At 62.7% G+C, this 23,625-nt stretch carries 20 protein-coding genes; 9 read left to right on the top strand and 11 right to left on the bottom strand.

Going from position 1 to position 23,625, the window contains the following annotated elements:
• Window positions 1-20: 20 nt before the first annotated feature.
• From ASE60_RS14750 to ASE60_RS14710, 9 genes are all read right to left on the bottom strand, one after another.
• Entirely contained in the window at window positions 21-1,046 is a 1,026-nt protein-coding gene (locus ASE60_RS14750) for an NADP-dependent oxidoreductase (RefSeq protein WP_057251319.1), read from the bottom strand.
• 181 nt (window positions 1,047-1,227) lie between these two features.
• Window positions 1,228-2,589, bottom strand: coding sequence for a PLP-dependent transferase (locus ASE60_RS14745; RefSeq protein WP_082615863.1), 1,362 nt, complete (start codon window positions 2,587-2,589; stop codon window positions 1,228-1,230).
• 45 nt (window positions 2,590-2,634) lie between these two features.
• Window positions 2,635-3,675, bottom strand: a complete 1,041-nt coding sequence (locus ASE60_RS14740) for an isopenicillin N synthase family oxygenase (protein WP_162261296.1) — start codon at window positions 3,673-3,675, stop codon at window positions 2,635-2,637.
• A gap of 617 nt (window positions 3,676-4,292) precedes the next feature.
• Window positions 4,293-4,529, bottom strand: a complete 237-nt coding sequence (locus ASE60_RS14735; protein ID WP_057251317.1) for a hypothetical protein — start codon at window positions 4,527-4,529, stop codon at window positions 4,293-4,295.
• Between the two features lie 120 nt (window positions 4,530-4,649).
• The gene (locus ASE60_RS14730; RefSeq protein WP_057251316.1) at window positions 4,650-5,375 is read right to left on the bottom strand and encodes a TfuA-like protein; all 726 of its coding nucleotides are present in this window, start codon (window positions 5,373-5,375) and stop codon (window positions 4,650-4,652) included.
• On the bottom strand, window positions 5,372-6,559 hold the full coding sequence (locus ASE60_RS14725; RefSeq protein WP_057251315.1) for a YcaO-like family protein: 1,188 nt from the start codon (window positions 6,557-6,559) through the stop codon (window positions 5,372-5,374). Before ASE60_RS14725 ends, ASE60_RS14730 begins: the two co-directional genes overlap by 4 nt.
• Window positions 6,560-6,631: 72 nt before the next feature.
• Window positions 6,632-6,853 carry a hypothetical protein gene (locus tag ASE60_RS14720; RefSeq protein ID WP_057251314.1) on the bottom strand — a complete coding sequence of 74 codons (222 nt, stop codon included), beginning with the start codon at window positions 6,851-6,853 and terminating at the stop codon, window positions 6,632-6,634.
• Between the two features lie 32 nt (window positions 6,854-6,885).
• A complete protein-coding gene (locus ASE60_RS14715; protein WP_057251313.1) occupies window positions 6,886-8,757 on the bottom strand; it encodes a hypothetical protein in 1,872 nt (623 codons plus the stop codon).
• Window positions 8,758-8,784: 27 nt separating this feature from the next.
• Entirely contained in the window at window positions 8,785-9,231 is a 447-nt protein-coding gene (locus ASE60_RS14710; protein WP_057251312.1) for a helix-turn-helix transcriptional regulator, read from the bottom strand.
• A gap of 472 nt (window positions 9,232-9,703) precedes the next feature.
• Between ASE60_RS14710 and ASE60_RS14705 the strand changes: the two genes are divergently transcribed.
• From ASE60_RS14705 to ASE60_RS14680, 7 genes are all read left to right on the top strand, one after another.
• Window positions 9,704-12,265 carry an SH3 domain-containing protein gene (locus ASE60_RS14705; protein WP_057251311.1) on the top strand — a complete coding sequence of 854 codons (2,562 nt, stop codon included), beginning with the start codon at window positions 9,704-9,706 and terminating at the stop codon, window positions 12,263-12,265.
• A gap of 111 nt (window positions 12,266-12,376) precedes the next feature.
• Window positions 12,377-14,494 (top strand): mechanosensitive ion channel family protein, encoded by a 2,118-nt coding sequence (locus ASE60_RS14700; protein WP_057251310.1) that lies wholly within the window; start codon window positions 12,377-12,379, stop codon window positions 14,492-14,494.
• 41 nt (window positions 14,495-14,535) lie between these two features.
• Window positions 14,536-15,285, top strand: a complete 750-nt coding sequence (locus ASE60_RS35660; protein ID WP_244495616.1) for a transporter substrate-binding domain-containing protein — start codon at window positions 14,536-14,538, stop codon at window positions 15,283-15,285.
• An 87-nt stretch (window positions 15,286-15,372) separates the two neighbouring features.
• Window positions 15,373-15,990, top strand: coding sequence for a transglycosylase SLT domain-containing protein (locus tag ASE60_RS35655; RefSeq protein ID WP_244495615.1), 618 nt, complete (start codon window positions 15,373-15,375; stop codon window positions 15,988-15,990).
• A 108-nt stretch (window positions 15,991-16,098) separates the two neighbouring features.
• Window positions 16,099-16,317, top strand: a complete 219-nt coding sequence (locus ASE60_RS14690; RefSeq protein WP_244495618.1) for a hypothetical protein — start codon at window positions 16,099-16,101, stop codon at window positions 16,315-16,317.
• Window positions 16,318-16,386: 69 nt separating this feature from the next.
• Entirely contained in the window at window positions 16,387-17,484 is a 1,098-nt protein-coding gene (locus ASE60_RS14685) for a glycosyltransferase family 4 protein (protein WP_057251309.1), read from the top strand.
• Window positions 17,481-18,251 carry a polysaccharide deacetylase family protein gene (locus ASE60_RS14680; protein WP_057251308.1) on the top strand — a complete coding sequence of 257 codons (771 nt, stop codon included), beginning with the start codon at window positions 17,481-17,483 and terminating at the stop codon, window positions 18,249-18,251. The genes ASE60_RS14685 and ASE60_RS14680 overlap by 4 nt, the downstream gene beginning before the upstream one ends.
• On the opposite strand, the gene ASE60_RS14675 is transcribed toward ASE60_RS14680, so the two are convergent.
• Window positions 18,238-19,068: an MBL fold metallo-hydrolase gene (locus ASE60_RS14675; RefSeq protein WP_057251307.1), complete on the bottom strand. Its 831-nt coding sequence runs from the start codon at window positions 19,066-19,068 to the stop codon at window positions 18,238-18,240. The two genes, ASE60_RS14680 and ASE60_RS14675, sit on opposite strands and share 14 nt — an antisense overlap.
• A gap of 277 nt (window positions 19,069-19,345) precedes the next feature.
• Here ASE60_RS14675 and ASE60_RS14670 point away from each other — a divergent pair, with 277 nt between their 5' ends.
• Window positions 19,346-20,515, top strand: a complete 1,170-nt coding sequence (locus ASE60_RS14670) for a DUF3095 domain-containing protein (protein ID WP_057251306.1) — start codon at window positions 19,346-19,348, stop codon at window positions 20,513-20,515.
• Window positions 20,516-20,563: 48 nt separating this feature from the next.
• Here the strand turns inward: ASE60_RS14670 and ASE60_RS14665 are convergent, their stop codons facing one another.
• Window positions 20,564-21,901: a nucleotide sugar dehydrogenase gene (locus ASE60_RS14665; protein WP_057251305.1), complete on the bottom strand. Its 1,338-nt coding sequence runs from the start codon at window positions 21,899-21,901 to the stop codon at window positions 20,564-20,566.
• 374 nt (window positions 21,902-22,275) lie between these two features.
• Between ASE60_RS14665 and ASE60_RS14660 the strand changes: the two genes are divergently transcribed.
• On the top strand, window positions 22,276-23,625 hold the full coding sequence (locus ASE60_RS14660) for an adenylate/guanylate cyclase domain-containing protein (RefSeq protein ID WP_057251304.1): 1,350 nt from the start codon (window positions 22,276-22,278) through the stop codon (window positions 23,623-23,625).

The raw sequence follows: 23,625 nt of genomic DNA, 5'->3' as shown, positions 1-23,625 counted from the left end.
TCGCGCGCGAGGCGTGGTTTTCAGTTCTCGGCGGCCACCCGCACGACCAGCTTGCCGAAGTTGCGGCCTTCGAGGAGCCCGATGAAGGCATTCGGGGCGTTCTCGATGCCATCGACAACGTCCTCCTTGTAGCGAACCTCGCCGCTGGCGATCCAGCCTGCCATCTCCTGGTAGAAAACCGGACGCTGATCGGCGAATTCGCGCTGGATGAAGCCCCTGATCAGCAGGCTCCTGCTCAGAACTTCCCGCATGACGCCCGGCAGCCTGTCGCCACCAGCTTGCGGACCGCCGGCTTGGTTGTATTGCGCAATCAGGCCGCAAACGGGCACGCGGGCGAAGTCGTTCAGCAGCGGAAAAACCGCGTCCCAGACATGGCCGCCGACATTCTCGAAATAGACGTCGATGCCTTTGGGGCAGGCCGCGGCGAGCTGCTCGGCGAAATCCGGTGCACGGTGATCGATCACCGCATCGAAGCCGAGCACGTCGCGAACGAAAGCGCATTTGTCCGCACCGCCCGCAATGCCGACCGCGCGCGCCCCCTTGATGCGGGCGATCTGGCCGACAGCCGAGCCGACGGCGCCGCTTGCGGCGGCCACGACGACTGTCTCGCCCGGCTTCGGCTTGCCGATCGTCAGCAGTCCTGCATAGGCGGTGAAACCGGGCATGCCGAGAATGCCGAGCGCGGTCGACAGAGGTGCCGCCGACGGATCGAGCTTGCGCAGGTCTGCGCCGCGCGACAGCGCATAGCTCTGCCAGCCGGAATGGGAGAGCACGAAATCACCGTCGCTGAAATCCGGGTGGCGCGAGCGCACGACGCGGGCAACCGTGCCGCCCTCCATAACCGCGCCGATCTCCACCGGCTTGGCATAGGACCGGCCGGTGTTCATGCGCCCGCGCATGTAGGGATCGAGCGAGAGGTAGAGGATTTTGAGCAGAACCTCGCCTTCGGCCGGCTCCGGTATTGCCGTCTCGACGATGCGGAAGTCGCTCGGCGTCGGTCGCCCCGATGGCCGGGCGGCCAGCAGAACCTGGGTGTTCGTGCTCATTGTCTTTCCTTCCTTATGCATGGCCGGATCTGCGCCGGGGTGCCATCCGACGGACGCTCGATTAGAGCATGTTGTGGCATGAAACCGAACGGAGGCCTACCGGCGCGTTCGGACGCCAAAATGGCGCCGCGGGCCCGGCCCTAAAGGGCGAGCCCGCGGCAACTCCCGCAAAAGCGTTCGATCAGGCGGCGTCAATCGCCTGCTTGATGTCGGCGATAATATCGTCCGGATGCTCGATGCCGATCGAGAGCCGGACATAGCCCGGCGTTACGCCGGTCTTCAGCTGGTCGTCCTCGGTAAGCTGCGAATGCGTCGTCGTCGCCGGGTGGATGGCAAGCGAGCGCGCGTCGCCGATATTGGCGACGTGGTAGAGCAGCTTCAGCCCGTCGATGAGACGGCGTCCCGCCTCTCGTCCATCCTTCAGTTCGAAGCCGACCAGGGCTCCATAGTGTCCATTCCGGAGATACTTCTCGGCGCGAGCCTTCGCTTCGCCCTTCTGGAATTTTGGAAAGATCACGCGCGCCACTTTCGGGTGGGTGCGGAGGAACTCGGCCACCTTGATCGCATTCTCGTTATGCTGGCGGATTCTGAGCGGCAGCGTCTCCAGGCCCTGGATGAACTGGAATGCGTTCAACGGACTGATGGCGGCGCCGAGGTCGCGCAAAAGCACCGCGCGGGCGCGCAGAATATAGGGATGGAAGGCGATCGCCTCGGCCTTTTCGAGCCAGGTCTTGCCCTGGTAGCTCGGGTCCGGCTCATGCAGGTTCGGGTGCCGCGTCTCATGGTCGTGCCAGGGGAAGCGGCCACTGTCGATGATCGCGCCGCCGATCGAAGTGCCGTGACCGCCGATATATTTCGTCGTGGAGTAGACGACCACTGCGGCGCCGTGATCGAAGGGGCGGATCGTCAGCGGTGCGGCCGTGTTGTCGACGATCAGCGGAATGCCGAAGCGCAAGCCGACTTCGGCCACTTCGGCGATCGGAAAGACCTCGAGCTTCGGGTTCGGCAGGGACTCGGCATAGTAGGCGCGCGTCCTGTCGTCCGTTGCCCGGGCAAAGGCCCCCGGGTCGGCGGCATCGACGAAGCGCACCTCGATGCCGAAGCTTTTGAGGGTCGCGGCAAAGAGCGCCCAGGTGCCGCCATAGAGGCCGGCGGCGCTGACGATGTTGTCGCCGGCACGGGCAAGGTTCAGCAGCGCGAAGGCCGATGCCGCTTGGCCGGAACCGAGCGCCAGTGCTGCTGCGCCACCTTCGATTTCCGCCAGCCGCTGCTCGAACGCATCCTGGGTCGGATTGGAGACACGGGTGTAGAGATGCCCGGGAGCCTCCAGCGCAAAGAGCTTGTCGGCGCCATCGGTGCCCGGCAGCTGATAGGAGGTCGTCTGATAGATCGGAACGGCGACGGCGCCGCTTGCCGGATCGAAGCGATAGCTGCCGCCATGGAGCGCCAGCGTTTCCGGATGCAGCCGTCCGCCGGGCTCGCGCAGCCCTGTCGGTGCCTTGATCTCGGCTGCTGGTTCTTCCGGCTTCTGATGGATCGTCATGCCATTTCTCCTTGGTTCTCAGGTTGATCGGCGCTGTCCGGTCGATCAGGCGGGCACGGCCGCCTTCTGCTGCTCCAGCAGGTCTGCATGGTGCTCGGCGGCGACATCGGGGTGCGAGCGCAGCCGGGATTTCAGCACGTTGCGGCCGACCTCGTGGAAGAGCGGGTTCTGCGGATCCTGGGTGACGCCGCGGACCTCGGCCGCAAGCGCCGGCGGCAGGTCGAGCACCGGGATGGTGGAGGCGAGGTTGGCGCCGAGGAAGAAGGCGACGGAAAGCCGGTCGCCGCCTGCAGGTGGCGTAACCACCCGGTGGATATTGGCGAGCAGATAGCCGTTCGACGCCAGTTCCAGGAGTTCGCCGACATTGATGACGAAGGTGCCGCGCTTCGGCGGCGCGTCGATCCAGCCGCCCTTGCCGTCATCGACCTGCAAACCGCCGACCACGTCCTGCAGCAGGATGGTGACGAAACCGCCGTCCTTGTGGGCGCCCACCCCCTGGTCGCTTTCCGTCTTGTCGCGGCCGGGATAGCGGATGATCTTCAGGAGCTGGTTGGGGCCATCGCGGTAGATCGGCCCGAAGACATCTGGCTGCTGGCCGAGCGCTTCGGAGAAAATCTCGATCAGTCGGATACCGAGCCCGGTGACGGCGTCTATGTAGGCGAGGATCGCCAGCTTCAACTCGGGCAGAGCTTGCGGGAACTGGTTGGGGCCGACCAGCCGCTTCCACGGTGCATCCTCGGGCTTGACCTCAAGGCTCTGGCGCTCGGGGCCGAAATCGACCTGTTCGCGCCAGTCCTGGGTGCCGCGGGTATATTCGAGCCCGGCGCGATTGTAGCCGCGAAAATGCGGCGACTTGCGCATCTCGATTGCCAGCTTGTCATCCTCAGACAGTGCGAAGAAACGCCGCGAAAGCGAAAGGATACCGTCGATCTGTTCCTGCGGAATCCCGTGGCCTTCGAGATAGAAGAAGCCCACCGAGCGGGCAACGCTGCGCAATTCGTCGAGCGCCGTCGCCCGCTCGGGGTGGCCCGCCGCAAAGCGCGAAAGGTCGAGGACGGGTAGGGTAGGGGTGGTCTGGCTCAAGATCGTCTCCGTTGTTTCGTTAGGCGTGCCGCTGGCTGCCGAAACCCGCGGATTAAGCGGAGCGAGCAGGGGCACATCGAAGGACTTCGGGTGAGGCCGGCGGATGCGGCAGCAGCCGCAGTGCCTATTGGCCGCAAGGGGGTGCTGCGCGACAAAACGCTGGTCGTTGAACGGCGTTGGCTCATGGCATCCCCGCTTGTGTCGAGTGGTTCAAGCCTAACCGGCGGCGCTGATTATTCAATAATATCTATGGAAATTATGGACTAAATTCTGAGCGTCAGGCGAAGCAAACATTCGAACGGGCCGAGGTTCCGGGGAAATTCCGTCCGTCCCCTTCCATCTCGCCCTGGCGAGCGTGCCCTCGCGTGGAAATTGAAATACCGACGACTGCCCGGTGACGCAGCGGCGGAGCTGCAATGCCGTCACCTTAAGCCGCGCCGTGCACATCGCAGCAGGCGAACTCGCTTGCAGGCGGAAAATGAAAAGCCCCGTTTTGCTTTTCTGCAAAACAGGGCGTTGTAACGATTGGGTTGATCAGATCATTCCATCGTTCCGGAAGACGGAGGACGATCCTTCACGGCTGCGCAATTCTGGACGCAGAACACCCGAACTTGCTGGCCTCAGCAGCGGCCGAGGCTCGGTCGCGTCAGCAGTTCGTTGGTCAGATGTGCGCGCTTGTCTCCCCATTCCTCTGCCTCCTTGAGCAGCGATGCGAGCGCCAGCTCGAGACAGTATTGCACACCTTCGACATTGAGGGTCTTGGCGGAGTCTCGCGCATAGGTGACAAGGCGAGCCAATGCCAGTAGCTCCTTCTCCTTGTCTTCCGGTTCCACCGGTACAGCAAATGAAGACAGCATGATTTTCCCCAGCTCCCTATGGATCAGCCAGATCCAGTTCAGCGTGACCAATCATAGCGTGACTGCGCGGCAGTGCGCGTGACATGAGCGTGACACACGTTGTATGGGAAAACCGCGCGCTTAAGATGAGGCGTCAGGTTGACCGGACAACCTCTTCCACATGCTGGTAGAATTGAATTCCCAGTCTCGCACCACAACCGTTCGTTGGTTCGGCGCGTTGTGCAGTGCGTCGAGCAGAAGCAGCGCATCGATACGTTTCTGATCGACGAATTCGGCGGCAAGCAGGTCTGCGAGACACGTGCGGTCTGTACCGGCGGGAAGGCGTGCGCGCTCGACAACCGCGGCCCAGGTGCGCTCCTTGTAGAAGACGCCGGCTGCCGCGGCGCGGACCGCCGCCACCGCTTCAACAGAAAGCAGCTGGCGATCCGCCAGGCGTCTGAGGGTCACGTCCACATTGACGAGCGGCAAGGTCAGCGGCAGGTATCCAAGCTCAGCCGGACTATGGATCAGGGCGACATCGGCATCGTCCACTCGCTCGCCTTGCGCATATTGCCGATAGATCTCGCCGATGCCCGTCATGCCGAAGGGAGCGCATTCGGCAGCGCGAAGCGCGCCCATGCTGGCTGCCCCGAAAACCTGAACGCCTTGCGTCAGTGCGTAGAGGATCTCCTTGTGCCAGACCGGCGCGACCTGTTCAAAGTTGCCGTCGATCAGACCGATAGCCGTTGCACCACGCTTGGTCGCGCGGAGAATGTCGCCCTGCATGGCAGGCGGCTGGAGCGTGATGGCGGCGCCCGCAACGCGGCGCGCGTCCGGCAGGGTCGGCCCGACGAAGACGATCTTCATCCGACCTCCAGTGCGCGTGCCAGCGCCCGCTCTCCGAAACGGCGCTTGCGCAGCCCATCGGGGTTTTCCAGGCCCGGAACGAGAACCTTGACGGCAGAGAACGGCACGGCCCCTTCTTCCACCAGCGGTACGACCACAACCGAGCGGATACGCGCCTCCCTGAGCCGCTGCATCAAGAAGCGCAGCAGCGCGGGCAGTCCGCCCTCGGCACCTGTGGGGATCGTCGTTTTCCGTTGCGGGACCGCCTCGAACAGGCGCCGCGTCTCGCCCGGAAGGGGGCGGATAAAGGTCTCGGGAAAGACGTCGTCGCGGGCGCCGCTGATATAGGTGAGCCTTGACTGGGCCGCCTCCGTCACGGCGCGGATGGCGGCTCTGCGCGCCACCAGGTGCGCACCGTGGCCGATTGTCACGTCGTGGTACCGAGGTTGCCGCGCGGTCAGAATGCCAGCATCGGCAAGTGTCGCCGCATAACAGGGGACGGCGACGTCGCTGGTCATGTCGAAGAGACGCAGGTTCAGGCCGCAAGCCGTGATCTGCCGCGCCATCTGGTCGAGGAGCGGGTCCTCGAACGATGCCGGATCAATGCACGTCGCGAGCTTTCCGCTTAGCGGCAGCAGGCGCCAGAGCGTTTCGGCGTCGCGCTCGATCCGCTCGAGCAAGCCATGCAGGATGGCTTCGGTCTCGGTGTTGCCGGAGGCAAGGCCATCGGAGGATTGCCAGTATCGGCAGCCCTCGATGGTTCGGTCGAGGGTGGTCGCATGAAGCGGCGCCCATGTGGTAGTTCCGTCTGCGAGATCGAATCCGCGAAGCCAGGCGACCGTCTCATCGTCGCCGAGATCGGGCTCGCCCGTCGCGACCAGACCGGGAAGCGTCAACGCCCGATCGCCGCTTTCGCACAATGCCCGCCGCGTCGCCATTCTGGTCGGCACTGCCGGCGCGCAGGCAACGGCGCGTTCGATCGCCTCCATGGCGGCCGAAACCTTGGCGTCGTTGTCGGTGATGCCTTTTCCTTGATTGATGACGATCGACCGCGCGTTCGGGGATATGGCGCTCCAGACCGGGATCCCGATCTTGTCGAGCCCGGTCAGGCGCGCAAGCCTGCTGACGCCGAATGTCGGCAAAAGCGGCTCGATGCGCCGAAGGGTCTCTTCGGACGGACAGGCACGATCGCTGTATGAAAGCATACCGGCCGTCGGATAACCGAAGCAATCATCCGACGGCCGATCAATTCCGGTGACTTGCGCCACGTGTCGGCGCTAGCCGTCCATGAACCCGCCGGAAACCGAACCGGACGAGGCCGCCACCACAGCGAGGTTCACGCCCTTGTGCACCGTTGCGCCACCGTTGACGCGCAGATCGTTGGCCGCTGCCAGCGGCCCCTGCGTCGGCGTCGGAATTTGCGTCACCGTTCCCGCGTCCAGATCCGCCATCCAGAGCCTGTCGTCGCCCGCCACGCCAATTACCACCACTTTCGCCATTTACCCCTCCTGGCTTTCGCTGAATGAAGACGTCAGAAACCTGCCTTGCGCAGGCCCTCGCAATAGTGGACTCGCTGCCACTCTTCCCTGAAGGGAACGATGGCCATCCATTTGTCGAGATCAAAATCCGGATGTACGTCGAATGTCTTGCGGACGAATTGGCGGGCCTTTTTCCTGTTGCCAAGCATGCCCCAACTCGCCGCCGACAACCGGTCTGCAGGCGTCGGATCGCGCATACGCTCGATATAGGCGATCGCCTGCTCGTACTGGCCAAGCGAATAGCTGGCGCCGGCTGCAGTCCAGAAATATTCATCCGGTGCGATCGGGTTGAGGTCGAGTGCCGCCTGGATCTTGCGTAGACCACCTTCCGGACGCGAGGCCTGCACCAGCGTGTCGGCATAGCTCGCGATCACGTTGGCATGCTGCGGGCTGAGCGCCTCCGCCTTGTCATGGTATTCCATGCTCTCATCGAATTGTCTCAGATAGAGCTTGACGACACCGAGCTCGCGATAGCCCGTTGCCAGCGTGTCATCGGCCCCCACCGCGTCGCGCGCATGCCTTTCCGCAAGCGCCAGCAACTCGCTGTCACCACGCGCCGTCAACAGCCACTCGAAGAAGTAGCTGCGCGCCAGCCCGCTCATCGCCGGCGCAAAGTCGGAATTCTCGTACAGCGATTCACGGAAACTCTTGCGAGCGCGCCGCACTTCCGGAAGGTTCAGCTGCTTGAGATAGCGCTGCCCCAGTAGGAAGCTGCGATAGGAGCCGACATTGGTTTCGTAGGTCTTGCGATGCGCCTCGTTGCGTTCCACCTGGCTGGCGATGGCATAGGCGATCTGGCGTGCGATCTCTCGCCTGGAGGTCATCAGTCCGTCGCCGTCGAGGTTGAAGCGGTCAGCCCAGATCACTTCGTCATTGGCAAAAAAGATCAGCTGCGTGAATAGCGTCAGCCGGCTGCCCTCGTCCGTCAGGCGAGTGTCGAGGATGTAGCTGATGGCGTGCTTCTGGTAGGTGTTTGCCTTGTCGGCCTGGAGGCTGATCTGCGCGGCCGTGTAGGGGGCGATGACCGAAACCGAACGAAGCGCGCAAAGGCCGATGGTGACGTCCTCGATCAAGGCGCCAGCAAACTGGGTGGCGGGACTGTCGATCGCTCCGTTGCTCGGCGGCAGCAGCACGACGCGCGGCGGACGCAAGTCCGCGGCCGCCTCGGAGGCCGGCGCAAAGATCGTCGAGGCTGGCCGCCATTCCGCGATCGCCGGAACGGCCGGCGCATTGCTGTGTGCAAGTGCTCTCGCTTCCAGGTGATTGCCTTCCAGCTGAAACACCTGGGTCAGGATCTTGCGCACCTCCTCGTCGAGCGGATTGCGCTCGAGGAGCCGCGCTGCCGCGGCCTTGACCAGCTTGCGATGACTCTTCGCCGCTTCCGGCGCGGCTGCGATGAGACTTTCGCGCAAGAGCGTCATGTGTTCGCCGCGCTGCCGTTCGATCCAGCCGTGCAGCGCTTGCCCCTGGGACTTCAGGTCCTTGAGAAAGTCCTCCTGGAATGTCGATGCTGCCAGTTGGAAGCGGTTGAGCGCATCGCCCGGATCACGACTGATTTCGTCCAGGTCGCTCTGCAGTCGATCGACGTCGAGTCCGACCGACGATGGAGAGAAGCTCAGGAAATGACAGCCGAGTTCGTCCTGCCGTGCACTAATCCGGGAGATCGTCTTGCGCAGATTGACGAAGGCCTGACTGGGAACGACTTCGTCCCACAACAGCTTGGCGATGTCGTTTCTCGATTGTTCGCGATATCCGCCGACGATCAGATAGCAAAGGATAAGCAGACCCTTCTCCGGGAACGTCACTTCGCGCCCGTCCTTATCGACGAGACGCAAGCGCCCGAGGGTCTGCAGTCTGAATGTCATCCGGTCATTCCTGTCGGGTGCACACGATTATCCGTGCAGATCCTGGGCGTGGCTGGTTCCTGTACGGGTGCTCTCCGTCTCGGGCGTCTGGGCGACGGCGGCGACGAGCGAGATGATCTTCTTGCGCAGCACCGGATCGGTGATCTTCAGGAAGGCGCGGTTGAGAGCGATGCCTTCCTTCGACGAAACGAAAGAGGAGATTTCGCTCGGCTCGCGCGTCGTGTCGCCGTTGCGGGCAGCGGCGTCGTCGCCTTCCTGGAAGAAGAAGCTTGGATGCACGCCGAGGATATCGGCGATCGCCTGGAGGCGGCTGGCGCCGATGCGGTTGGTGCCTTTTTCGTACTTTTGAACCTGCTGGAATGTGATCCCGAGACCGTCGGCCAGCTTTTCCTGGCTCAACCCGGCCATCAACCGACGCATCCTGACGCGGGAACCGACAAAGACATCAATCTGGCTGGGGGCTTTTGTGTTCACTTGTATTTCCTCCGCACGTAGGAATGGTCAAATCATACATATGAGTTTGCTTGAATAAATCCCCTGATGCAATCACCACGGGCTAAAACGCGGAGATTTGCGGCGCCGTCCCGGTTTTCCAGGGGATGGGCCGGGCGATGCTGCCGTCACCGGGGCGCAAGCGCGCGAATTGTGGCGGGTCGCGTGCGTCACGTTGTCTCGATCGCGCCAAAATGCGAGGCGGCCCCATGCGAATCGATCCTGCGTCAATCTGCGTTCGGCGGCCCGAAGGGAGGCTCATGCCCGGGCCTCATCGTCCCTTTTCAACGGCCTGTTACGGTCGCCGTTACTGTTACGTACTTGTGCTGCCCCCGATGCCGAAGATGCTGCGATCATACCGGTCCGATGTCCGCTCCTCACCTGCCAACAACGTGGCACAGGCGGCGACAGCACGGTCTCGGTTCGGATTGCTGCTAGACGCCGGAGAACCGTGATGCGCAGATTGACCCTGGCCTTGACCCTTTTCGTGATTGCCTCCGTTCCGGCCGAGGCCGGTCCGGCTACGACAAACGCGTCCGTCAATTTCCGGGAAGGGCCGGGCACCGCCTTCGACAGCCTCGGCACGATTGCGGAAGGCGCGGAAGTCGACGTCAAGGAATGCGACGATGGCGGCACATGGTGCGCGGTGAGCTTCAATGGCCAGAACGGCTTCGTCAGCGGCAAGTATCTGAACGATGCCGATCCCAAGGGGCTCGGCTGGCCACGCGCCTTCAAGACCGACATCGGCGCGACCATTACGCTCTACCAGCCTCAGATCAACGCTTGGAAGGACTTCACCGATCTCGATGCGTTGATCGCCGCCGAATACAAGCAGTCCGACGATGCCAAGCCGATCTATGGCGTCATCGGGGTGACCGGCATGACCGACGCCGACAGCGCATCCGGCCAGGTCGTCGTATCGGACATCAAGATGACGGAGATCAATTTTTCCGTCCTCGACCGGAAGGAACTGGCGGATCTCGCCCTCGAGGTCGGCAAGCTGATGCCGGTCGGAACCATCACGGTTTCGGAAGACAAATTGACGGCGAGCCTGGCGGACTACGAGCGGCTCGGCAATGTCGAGGGGCTGAAGGCCGACCCGCCGCCGATCTTCGTCAGCAAGGCGCCGGCGGTGCTGCTGCAGACCGACGGCAAGGCGGTGTTCGCGCCGGTCAAGGGTGTCGAAGGCCTGTCCTTCGCGGTCAACACCAATTGGGACCTGTTCAAGGTCGATGCGGACAGCGCCTATTATCTGCGCGACGACAAGGCGTGGCTGCAATCGAAGGACCTGGCCTCGGGGTGGCAGCCTGCAGCGTCCCTGTCGGACATTTTCGGCAAGCTTCCGGACGACGACAACTGGAAGGATGCCAAGGCGACTATCCCGCCGCAAGCGGACAAGGCCGCGGTGCCTGACGTCATCTATTCGGACAAGCCCTCCGAGTTGCTCGTCTTCGACGGCGAGCCGAAGCTGGAGCAGGTGCCCGGCACCGGGCTCAAGGTTGCGACCAACAGCGAGAGCGACGTCTTCTATCGCGATGCAGATTCCAACTGGTACATTCTCGTCTCCGGTCGCTGGTTTGCGAGCTCTTCCCTCGACGGTCCGTGGACTTTCGCGACGCCCAAGCTTCCCGAAGATTTCCAGAATATCCCGCAGGACGCCGCCTATTACACGGTGCGCTCGTCCGTTCCAGGCACGTCCGAAAACGCCGAAGCGCGGCTGAAGGCAAGCATCCCCGAAAAGGCGCGTGTGGCGCTCGACGGGTCGGTCACGGTGGACGTGACCTATAGTGGCGATCCGAAATTCGAGAAGATCGACGGCACCTCGCTGACCTACGCCGTCAACACCAACGAGACCGTCATCAAGGTCGGTGACAAGTATTTTGTCGTGAAGGACGGTATCTGGTTCGTCGGCGATGCGCCGACCGGACCCTTCAGCGTCGCCAAGGCGGTGCCCGACGAGATCTACAAGATCCCGCCATCCTCGCCCGTCTACAACGCCACCTATGTACGGATCTACGAGACCGAGCCCGACGCGGTCTGGTTCGGCTACACGATGGGCTATCTCGGTGCCTATCTCGCCTGGGATACCTTCGTCTACGGCACCGGCTGGTACTATGACGATTATTGGGACTATGGCTGGGCTGGCGGCGGCTACTGGCCCTATTATCCGCGTCCCGTGACCTATGGCGTCGGTGCGTTCTACAACCCGGCTGTCGGAACGTTCGGCCGCTACGGCTATGCCTATGGCCCCTATCGCGGCATCGCCGCCGGTGCAGCCTACAATCCGCGCACCGGTACCTACATGCGAGGCGCTGTCGGCTACGGGCCGAACGGTGACCGGGGCTTCGTCGCCGCCTACAATCCGCGCACCGGCAACGCGGCGATCGCGCGTGGCGGACACAATGTCTACGGGAGCTGGGGAACGGCATCCGTCAAGCACGGTTCCGACTTTGCGCGCATTTCCGGCGGTTCGACTGCGGCCGGCGCGGGTGCCCGTTGGCGCACGTCAGACGGCAACCATGGTTTCGTCGCCGGCGGCAAGGGTGGCGACGTCTACGCCGGGCGCGACGGAAACGTCTATCGCCGCGACGACGGGCAATGGCAGAAGCACACGCCTGACGGCTGGCAGCCGATCGACAAGCCTTCCATCCAGGACAGGGCCAAGGCGGGCGAACAGTTTTCCGCCAATCATCCGGACGCCGTCCAAAACCTGAACCAGCGGATCGGATCCGGCCAGGGGGCAGGCACCCGGACTCTGGACCGCGCACCCGATCATCTGGCCATCGACAATATCGGCCGACAGCTCGGCAACCAGCGTTCCTTCGAGCGTCAGTCCTTCGATCAGCGGCCGCTGAATTTCCCGAGCAGTGGAGGTGGTGGTTTTGATCGCCCGGGTGGCTTTGGTGGCGGTGGCTTCGAGGGAGGCGGTTTCCACGGTGGCGGCGGTTTTCAGGGAGGCGGGGGCTTCCACGGTGGGGGAGGCTTCCATGGGGGCGGCGGCTTCCGTCGTCGTTGATCCGCGGCGCGGCGAAAGGGCGTTGGTAGAACCGCCTACAGGTATGTTAGCATTTGTAAAAGTTGAGAATCGTGCCGGTCGGGGCCGGCATGATCCCTGGGGGTGGTAAGAATGGGCTGTGTCGGGTCGTCGCGTCGTTTTCTGGGGCCGGTATTCGGCCTTCTTGCGTTTCTTTCAATTATTTTCTGTCCCGTTTCCGAGGGGTTTGCGCAGGAGGCGGTGCCCGCAGCTCCGCCTGCGAAGGTTCAGCAATTGATCCAGCTTCTTGATGACCCGGAAGTGAAGCAATGGCTGTCGGCGAAGCCGGCTCCGGCACCGGCTGCCCAAGCGCCGGCTGCGGGCGTCGTCGCGCGCTGGACCGCCGAGATCAGGCGGCGGCTGACCGGCATTCGCGATGCCGTGCCGCGCGTTCTACCGGAAATGCAGGCGGGGCGGGATCGGCTGGCCGGCGTGATGGAGAGCCACGGCAGGGCGCCCGTTCTCAAGGGCTTCTTCTTCATTCTCCTGATCGGCTACGGTGCCGAATATCTGCTGCGCTGGCTGTTGCGGCGTAGCCTGCAAGGGGCCGCGTTGGCAGGACCGGCGCGGACCATGTTGGCACGCGTTCTGCCGCTCGTCGTCTTTGCTGCCGCCAGCATGTCAGTGCTTGCCTTCGCAGAATGGCCAAAGCTGCTTGAGGCGACGATCGCGCCGCTGCTTGGAGCCTGGATCGGCGCTCGCCTGCTGATGATCATCGCATCCGCCGTCCTGAAAGGTGGTCGCGAAGGCGAGGAGAGCGCCGACGCCCGTGGCGGCTATCTGTCTCTGACCGCAGACGAGGCAGGCTTCTGGTATCGTCATTCTCTCTGGCTGATCAGTGCCGCCGCGCTCGTCTGGGGCGTCGGTGATGCGATGTTGGCGCTTGCCATATCCGCGGATGTGCGCGAACTGGTTACGGCGATCCTCGGGCTCGGAGTCCTGGTCCTGGCGATCGCAACGGCTTTGCGGCGACCTATTGGCGCGGTTTCCGGCTCGCGCCGCGTGGTTAGCAATGTGCTGCTGGTCGCTTTCCTCATCGTGCTGTGGCTGCTCTGGGTCGCGGGCATGGAGGTCCTGTTCTGGATCGGTCTCTATGTGATTGGCCTGCCGCCACTGCTGCGCTTCACCAGCGCCTTCACGAAGACGATGCTGGACGCCGACGCCGCCGATGATCTCAGGGTGATGCGCAACGTCCTGATCGAGCGGGGCGCCCGTCTGCTGATCATCGCCCTCGCGGCCGCCTGGTTGGGAGTCGTGTTCAAGGTCAACGCGACGGCGATGATGCATGATGATGTTTTCAATCGGATTTTCCGCGGGGCGCTCGCCGGCGTCGTCATTCTGCTGGCGGCGGATCTCGTCTGGCAACTGGTGAAGGGTTTCATCAGCCTGCGCCTGACGCAGGCGCATGCGGCGGCCAACGATCCGGCGGAGTTGGCTCGCAACACGCGCATGCTGACCCTGTTGCCGATCCTGCGCAACTTCCTCGCGATTTTCATCGCCGTCGTGGCGGTACTGATGGTTCTCTCCGGCCTCGGCGTCGAAATCGGTCCGCTGATCGCCGGCGCCGGCGTGTTCGGTGTCGCACTCGGCTTCGGATCGCAGTCGCTGGTCAAGGACGTCATCAGCGGCATCTTCTACATGACGGATGACGCATTCCGGGTGGGCGAATATATCCAGAGCGGCAGCTACAAGGGCACGGTCGAATCCTTCAGCATTCGCTCGGTCAAGCTCCGGCACCATCGGGGCCCGGTCTTTACCGTGCCGTTCGGCTCGCTGGGTGCGGTCCAGAACATGAGCCGCGACTGGGTGATCGACAAATTCATGATCAACGTTTCGTTCGATACCGATGTGGCGAAGGTAAAGAAGGTGGTGAAAGGTATCGGGGCCAAGCTGCTCGAGGATCCCGAACTGGGGCCGTTGATCCTGGAAACGGTCAAGATGAAAGGCGTCGAACAGTTTGGCGATTATGGGATGACGCTCAGCTTCGCCATGAAGACGAAGCCGGGAAATCAGACCCAGGTCAGACGTCGGGCCCAGGTCATGATCAAGGAAGCCTTCAAGGAAAACGGCATCAATTTCGCTTCGCCGACGGTGCAGGTGGCGGGCGACGAGCAGCAGCAAGCTGCGGCGGCCGCTGCCGCGACCCGTGATGCCATAGCCAAGAAGAATGCCGCAGCAGCGCTCGGCGAAGGTGGCCCGCCGCAGGAATAGGATTTCGCCAACAGGTTTTCCAGGGGCGGGGGAGGCCGACCATGAAACGCGTTCTGTTCGGGATCTTGCTTCTCGTGTTCTTCGCGGGCGGCAGCGCCTTGGCGCAATCGAACGAGCAATTCGTTCGGTCGATGCTCGCTCCGCACACGGACGACTTCGACGGGATGGAAAAGCGACGTGTGATCCGCATCATCGTACCGTTCAGCAAGACGATCTATTTTATCGACCGCGGCCAGCAATTGGGCACGGCTGTTGAATTTGGGACGGCGCTCGAAAACGAGCTCAACAAGGACCGCAAGAAGCAGACCGACAAGATTCGCGTCGGTTTCGTACCGATGCCGCGGGCGAGACTTCTGTCGGCGCTGGAAGAAGGTCTCGGCGATATCGTCATGGCGAACCTGACGATCACCGAAACACGGCTTGCCAAGATGGATTTCACGGCGCCGCTCTACGACGAAGCCAGGGAGGTTCTCGTCACCGGCCCATCCGCGCCCGCAATCGCCAGTCTTGATGACCTGAGCGGACAGGAAATCCATGTGCGCCGCTCGAGCAGCTACTACGAGCACCTTGCGGCCCTCAGTGCCGGTTTCGAGAAGTCCGGCCGCCCGCCTGTTGTCTTGAAGGACATGGATGAGAACCTGGAGGACGAAGACGTCCTGGAGATGATCAATGCCGGCCTGCTGCCGTGGACGGTCGTCGATATGTACAAGGCGAACATCTGGTCGCAGGTCTTCACCGACCTCAAGGTGCGGGAGGACATTGCTGTGTCCGATCATGGCGAAATCGCCTGAGCGATCCGCAAGGACAGCCCGAAGCTCAAGGCCGTCCTCGACGACTTCGTCAAGTCTCACAAGGTCGGCACCACCTTCGGCAACATCTTGAAGAACACCTACTACAAGGGCGACAAGATGCTGAAGCGCGCCTATGATCCGGCGGATGTCGAACGCTTCAAAGTGCTGGTCGAGATCTTCCGCAATCACGGAAAGACCTATTCCTTCGACCACCTGATGCTGATGGCGCAAGGATACCAGGAATCACAACTTGATCAGTCCAGGCGCAGCCATCGCGGTGCTGTCGGCATCATGCAGCTCCTGCCGTCGACCGCAGCGGACAAGGCGGTCAACATCCACGGCATCGACAAGGACGAGAATCTGAATGTCGAAGCTGGATCCAAGTATCTGCGCTTCCTCGTCGATACCTATATCAACGACCCGGCCGTGACCCCGCGAGATCAGTTGCTGTTTGCCTTCGCGGCCTACAATGCCGGGCCTGGGAACCTGCGCAAGTTCCGGGCAAAGGCCAAGGATATGGGGCTCGATCCGAACCTCTGGTTCGGCAATGTCGAAAATGCCGCCGCCGCGATCGTCGGGCGCGAGACGGTTCAATATGTCAGCAACATCTATAAGTACTATGTGGCCTACAGCCTGCTGGACGCCCATGACGCTGACGCGGTCGCGGCGAAAGTCGAAAACAGGTCGGCGGCCACCGCGCCATAGGCGTGCGGCGCACGTGTTCTCGCGAGATGTGGAGGTCTCGAAATGGTCGCTATGAAATGCAACTCGCCTGTGAGGCGGTCGGCAGCCTTTCTTTGCCTTTTCGCTCTGATGCTCTCCGGCTGTACCACGCCAGATATCGAGCCGATCCCGGGCAGCATCACCTATGGTGGACAGCCCCGCACGAAGCTGACGAAGGCGCCGGTGGGCAGCATCGTCCCGCACCGCTTCACGAGCGGCAACAGTTTCGTTCAGGAGACCTACGTCATTGAACCGGATCGCACGCTTAGACTTATCCGACGCGATTACTATGATCTGCCGATCGACTGACGAACCGGTTGTGCGTACGGAAACCCATTGGTTGACAGTCTCGGGCGGAGGCACGATAGCTCGCTGCGGATGAAGATCGCCTTTTATGCACCGCTGAAATCGCCCGATCACCCGGTGCCGTCAGGCGACCGGCTGATGGCCCGCATGCTGATCGCGGCACTGCGGATCGGTGGGCACGAGGTTGCGATTGCATCGGATCTGCGCAGTTTCATGGCCAAGCCATCGGATCAGGATTTCCGCGAACTTGAGCTTGCGGCGGAAACCGAAACCGCGCGCCTTCGGACACTCTGGCAGAGCGAGGGCGTTCCCGATCTCTGGTTCTGCTACCATCCCTATTACAAGGCGCCCGACCTTCTCGGCCCCGGGCTCGCGGGCGAGTTCTCCATTCCCTATGCGACGGCGGAAGCGTCATACTCGATGCGGCGGAATGAAGGTGTCCGCGCGATTGCCCAACGCCATGTTCTTGCGGGGATTTCGCAGGCGGCCGTCAACATCTGCCTGACGCGCCGCGACCGCGACGGCCTTCTTGAAGCCGCTCCCTCATGCCGCCACGCGATGCTTGCGCCGTTCATCGACGCTGCGCCGTTCATTGAGAGCAAGCCATCAGCCGATGCCCCCTGCCGGCTGGTCGTGGTCGCGATGATGCGCAGCGGCGACAAGATGAATAGCTACCGCATGCTGGCGCAGGCGCTGACGCGTGTTGCCGACGCCGCCTGGACCTTGACGATCGTCGGCGACGGACCTTGCCGCGACGAGGTCATCGGGGCCTTTGCGACTTTGCCTCCCGAGCGATTGATGTGGCTTGGCGAAAAGGATGCAGCCGACCTGCCGGATATTCTTGCCAGCACTGATCTCTACGTGTGGCCCGGCTGCGGCGAGGCCTACGGGCTTGCCTATCTCGAAGCGCAGGCTGTGGGCCTGCCGGTCGTTGCGCAACGAACGGCCGGCGTGCCGGAAGTGGTGAGAGACGGCGAGACTGGGCTGCTGACGCCGGACGGGGATATCGGCGCCTATGCGGCGGCGGTGCGCGACCTGATCGAGGATCCGGCCGGCCGCAGGCGATTGGGCGCAGCCGCCCGACGGTTCGTTCATGAGGAGCGCTCGTTTCCGGCAGCCGCCCTACGGCTTCGCTCGATTTTCGATGAATTTCTGGAGACGCCGAAATGACAGAGGAAATCCATTGGCAGCGCCTTGCTGCGGAGCTCGATCGCATTGAAGCGTCGGGACGGCCGGTGGATTTCTGGCTGCGTGACGACGACGCAGCCGAGCCGACGCGGGCGCTCGATCGGCTGCTGTCGCTGGTCGACCGACACGCTCTTCCGGTCGTTTTGGCCGTTCCGCCAGCCCAGACCGGCGAGGCGCTCGCGCGCCGCCTTGGCGGGCTCGCAGATGTCAGCATTGCCGTGCACGGGTGGGCGCATCGCAATCATGCGCCGCCTTCGGAAAAGAAGCAGGAGCTTGGCGCGCACCGGCCGCGCGCCACGGTGCTCCACGAACTCGAACTCGGCTATGACCGCTTGCGGACGCTCTTCCCGGGCGGCTTCGTGCCGATGCTCGTTCCCCCGTGGAACCGGATCGACAACACGCTTCTCGACGGCTTGCCCGACATCGGTTTCAAGGTGCTCTCGGTCTTCGGGCCGGAGAAACCATCGCCGTTCAAGCTCGTCAACACGCATGTCGATGTCATGGATTGGCGCGGGACGCGCGGTTGCCGCGACCATGCACTGATCGTCTCCGACATCATTGCGAGGCTTCGGCAGGTGACCGGCGACGTCGAGGAGAGAGCGGAGCAGAAGGGCCGCACGATCGGCGTGCTGACGCATCACCTCGTTCACGACGAGGGCGTCTGGACATTCCTCGAAAAGCTCTTTGCGGCGACCAGCGGACATCCGGCCTGCCGTTGGCTTGCCGGCCGCGAGATTACAGCTCGATGATCTGTCCGTCGCGGGCGGCAAAGGCGCCGGCGAACGTCGCCTGAACGTCGCGTTCCATCGCGGCCAGCGCCTCGTCGGTGCGGGACGGATCGTGATGGAACATGGCGAGATGCTTGACACCGGCGGCCATCGCCAGCCGGGCGCCATGCATGCCGGTCGAGTGCCCAAAGCCCTGAAAATGATCCATCTCGCTTTCGAGATAGGTGCAGTCGTAGACCATCAGATCACAGCCGGCGATCAGATCGAGAACCGCGGGATCGAGAATGCCGGGCTCGTGCTCGGTGTCGTAGACGAGTGCGACGGCGCGCCCGTTCCATTCGACGCGGTACCCGACACAGCCGCCCGGATGCCTGAGGCTTGCCGTGCGGACCGTGATTCCCGCCCGTGGCGTCAGCACGTCACCGGGTTTGAAATCCAGGCCGTCGAGGCTTGCCTGACAGATATCCGGGTCCACTGGGAACCACGGTGGGCGCATAAAGTCGCGGATCATTTCCTTCGTGGTCATCGTGCCGTGCAGATGGCCGGACCAGAAGCGTACCGAGTTCTGACACTTGTAGATCGGCTTGAAATAGGGAAGGCCGATGATGTGGTCATAGTGGCTGTGGGTGAAGAAAAGGTCGAATTGGTCGATGCCTTCGGCGATCAGCGAGTAACCGGCCTCGCGCAACCCCGACCCCGCATCGAAGAGCAATACATCCTTGCCGCATCGAATCTCGATGCAGGATGTATTTCCCCCATAGGCGACGTATTGTTGGCCGGATACCGGCAAACTTCCTCTTACGCCCCAGAACCGCACTCGAAAGTTGTCGTCACGCATTCAGTTTCGGCTTCACTACGCACGCTCGGACCATTTTGATCCTTGTGTGACTGTTAAACAAGCACAATGGCCACACCCCTGCAATGCCATGGGTTATTATTTGGAAAGTAACCTTAGCGTCGCCAAGAGCGCCCGGTTGGAAATCGTCCGACGAAACCGCATTTCAGCGGGGGGCGCCGGATCGATGGCGAGGCCTTCGCAACAGCACATGAAACTTTTCCTTGCGCTGTTACGTGGATTATTTATCGAACGCAGTAACGTAGGGAACAGGTCACGCATGGTTGAGGCAGCAGACGGGCGGTTCTATGACAGCGTACCTCTCTTCGATGCGTTCGAAGGGGTCGCGGACGAGGCGAATTATCGTCCGCTGCCGGACGGCTGGCTTCTCGCCGTTGCCGACATCGTCAACTCCACCGGCGCGATCGCCGAAGGCCGCTACAAAACTGTGAACATGGCAGGCGCCAGCGTCATTTCGGCGTTGATGAACGCGCTCGAAGAAAAGTCGATGCCCTTTGTTTTCGGGGGAGACGGCGCGCTCGCCGCGCTGCCGGCGCCGATGACGGACCGCGCACGCGACGCACTCGCCGCCGTGAAGACCTGGGTCGCTGAGGAACTCGGGCTCGAATTGCGCGCCGCCCTGGTGCCGGTCAGCGATATCCGCGCCAACGGCCTCGATATGCGCGTCGCCCGCTTCAAGGCGAGCGAAGAGGTTTCCTACGCGATGTTTGCGGGCGGCGGCGCCAGTTGGGCCGAAGCGGAGATGAAGGCGGGACGCTATCCCGTCGGCGCCGCGGCGGCTGGCAGCCGGCCCGACCTCACCGGGCTTTCCTGTCGCTGGAACCCGATCGAGTCCCGCCACGGCGCCATTGCCTCGATCATCGCCGTGCCGGGGCCGAAGGGCAATGGGCCGGAGTTTCAGGCGTTGATCGCCGATATCGTCGCATTGGCCGACGAGGAAGAACGCAATGGCCATCCTGTTCCCGAACTTGGGCCGAGGCCACGGTTCTCCTTCAAGGGCATTGAAGCCGAGACGCGGGCCGTGGCGCCGAAAGGACGGCGCTTTCTTCCCCGTTGCTTCATCACCGTGCAGACGCTGGTTCTGTTTGTTTGCCTCCGGCTGGGCTGGAATCTGGGCTCGTTCGACACAAACCGCTACCGCCGCGACCTCGCCGACAACACGGATTTCCGCAAGTTCGACGACGGGCTGAAAATGACGATCGACATCAGCACTGAACGGCTCGAACGGATCGAGACGAGGCTAAGGCAGGCAGAGGCCATAGATGTCGTGCACTATGGCCTGCATCAACAGGATTCGGCGCTGATGACATGCATCGTGCCGACGCCGATGACACGGGATCACATGCATTTCGTCGACGGCGCGTCGGGCGGCTACGCGGTGGCGGCAAGCAAGCTCAAGGCCGCGCTGGCGCGCGTAAGCACCGCCTAGCAAGACGCCGCAAGTGCCGCCTGTTTCAGCCGTGGTGGGCCGGGCGGACTAAGCCTTGACGATATGCTCGCCGGTCAGTCTGTTGCGGTAGAACACGTTGCGCGTATCGACGATGAGCGAGGCGGAAGCGGCAAGGGCCGCGTAATCCACCTGGTCGTGATCGGTGGCAATCAGCACGGCATCGAATGTCGCGACTGTTTGTGCGTCGAGCGTGACCGATCGCCGGCCCTTCAAAGCACCGTGTTCGCGTGTCGGTGGGATCTCGGCGACGTAGGGGTCGTGATAGGAAGTGCGTCCGCCGCGCTCTTCGATCAACTCGATCAGGCGCAGCGACGGGCTTTCGCGAATATCCGGAACATTCTTCTTGTAGGCGAGGCCGACGACGAGGACGTTGGAACGGCTGAGCGCCTTGCCAGCCTTGCGGTCGAGTGCCTCGGCGAGGCGGCTGACCACATGGCGCGGCATGGCCGAGTTGATCTCGCCGGCAAGCTCGATGAAGCGCGTCGGCAGCTCGTATTCCCGCGACTTCCAGGTGAGGTAGAAGGGGTCGATCGGGATGCAGTGGCCGCCAAGCCCCGGTCCGGGGTAGAACGGCATGTAGCCGAACGGCTTGGTCTTCGCCGCTTCGATCACTTCCCAGACGTCGATGCCCATGGCCTCGTAGACGATCTTCAATTCGTTAACGAGGGCGATGTTGACCGAGCGGAAGATGTTCTCGGTGAGCTTCACGGCCTCCGCCGTGGCGTTGGAGGAGACCGGCACGACGGTTTTCACCACGGCTGCATAGAACCGTTCCATCAAGGCCGAAGCCTGCGGTCCATCGCCGGCGACGACCTTTGGAATGCTGACCGTTTCGTAGGTCGGATTGCCGGGATCCTCACGTTCCGGCGAAAAGCCGACGAAGAAGTCGCTGCCGGATTTGAGCCCGGTTTCCTCGAGGATGGTGCGCACGACGCCGTCGGTCGTCCCGGGATAGGTGGTCGATTCCAGGACGACGAGTTGTGCAGGCCTGAGGGTCGCCGCGATCGCGCGTGACGTCTTTTCGACGAAGGAAAGATCCGGGTCGCGGTGCTTGGTAAGCGGCGTCGGCACGCAGATGATGATGACGTCGCAGTCCGCCAGCTTTTGAAAGTCCGTCGTCGAGCGGAAGCGGCCGGCACCGCTCTGTTTCGCGAGCGCGGCGTCCGATACGGCGGCGATGTAGGACTTGCCCGCGTCGAGCGCGACGATCTTGGTGGGGTCGATGTCGAATCCAATGACGGCAAAACCCGCGCGAGCAGCGGCGATGGCGAGCGGCAGGCCGACATAGCCGAGACCGATGACGCCGACCTTGGCGTTCGAGGCGGAGATGGACGAGAGCAGGCTTTCGAAATGAGGTGAGGTCAAGTTTGCTTTCCGGATCTCGTGGGCAGACGGGTGGCGCCGCGCGAACATGTCGTGGTTTGTTGGAGAGAAACAAGCTCCAAGTCAAGCGAGGCACTGCGTCACGCCGAAGGACAGGCCTTTGAGCTCTCTATCAAAACATCATGCGAGAAAAACTTTGCCCGGCCTCTGGAAATCGCCGGGTGGCATCAATATCTGCACCATATAAGTGCCGCATTCCGGGTGCCTGCACGTCATCGACGCCGGAATCGGTTGGAGCATTTTCTTAACGGGCACGGCTCATCATCATCCACCGCGAACATGGACCGGCAACTTGCCGGGGCGTTCGTCGTCTCCGGATGCTGACGCGGGACGGTCTGTCATGGTGAGGACGCGAAATGGCCCCGACGAACGACAACGTATCCGAAATCCTCATCGACAAGGTTGCCGACTGGCTTATGCGGACGTCGCTCAGCGACGCGCCGCTGGAAACGATCGTCAAAGGCTTTTGCGAGCGGCTCGCTGCCGCCGGCCTGCCGCTGATGCGCGTCCATCTCTCCTTTTCGATGTTGCATCCGCTTTATGATGCGCTTGGTTTTACCTGGATCCGCGGCAAGGGCGTCGAGGTAAGCGGCCTTCGGCACGAAGAGCTGGCGCTCAATCCCGAGCGTTTCCTGCAGAGCCCCTACTACTATCTGCTCAACAACAATCTCGAGCATGTCCGGCGGCGTCTTTACCAGGATACGCCGTCCGAGTTCCCGATCTTCGACGATCTCAAGGAGATGGGCGCCACGGACTATCTGGCCTTCATGCAATCGCTCGGCGCCGATTCGGGGCATGGCATGGTCGGATCCTGGACGACGGACCGCCATGGCGGCTTCACCGATGATGTGATCGGGGCGTTGCTCAAGCTTCAACACCACCTGGCGGTCGCCGCGAAGATGGCGGTGCTCGGAAAGCTCGCCGACAATATGCTGACCACCTATCTCGGCTCCAGTGCCGGCCGGCGCGTGATGAGCGGCCAGGTCCGCCGCGGCGACGGCGAAACCGTGCGCGCGATCCTGGTCATGGCCGACATGCGTCGCTCGACGATGCTGGCGGAGAAGGAGGGGCGGCAGTCCTATATCGAGACGTTGAACACCTATTTCGACGCGATCGCCGCGCCCTTCAATCGCAATGGCGGCCATATCCTGAGCTTCGTCGGCGACGGGTTCATCGCCGTCTATCCGTGTGGGCGCCATAAGGAACCGTCCGAATTTGCCGCCCGCGAGGCCTTTGCCGCCGTGCGCGCAGCAACGGCGCGGATGGAGATGCTGAACGGCGAACGGCGCAAGCAATCCCGCGATCCCATCGGCTACGGCATCGGGCTGCATGTCGGCAACGTGATGTTCGGCAATGTCGGGCTGCGCGACCGGCTGACCTTCTCCGCCTTCGGCTCGGCCGTTAACGAAGTGCAGCGGTTGCAGAACCTCACCAAGAAATATGCGCATAGCGTCGTCGCCAGCGAGGCCTTCGTCAATTACTGCGGCGGAGATTGGACGGCGCTCGGCCAGGAAAAACTGCGCGGAGTGCGGCAGAAATTCACGATTCTCTACCCCAACGATGCAGCGTTGCTTGCCAGAGCAGATGAGCGCTTCGACGATGTGTTGCAGGATGGACTTTCCGAGGCGGAACATGTCATGCTGCTTCACCGCAATACTCGTCCGCTTCAGCCGCCGCGCGGCCTTATCGACAAGATGCTTCAATAG

This window comes from Ensifer sp. Root278 (assembly GCF_001429285.1).
Taxonomy (GTDB): Bacteria; Pseudomonadota; Alphaproteobacteria; order Rhizobiales; family Rhizobiaceae; genus Ensifer.
This window is presented reverse-complemented; position numbering and strand designations above follow the sequence as displayed.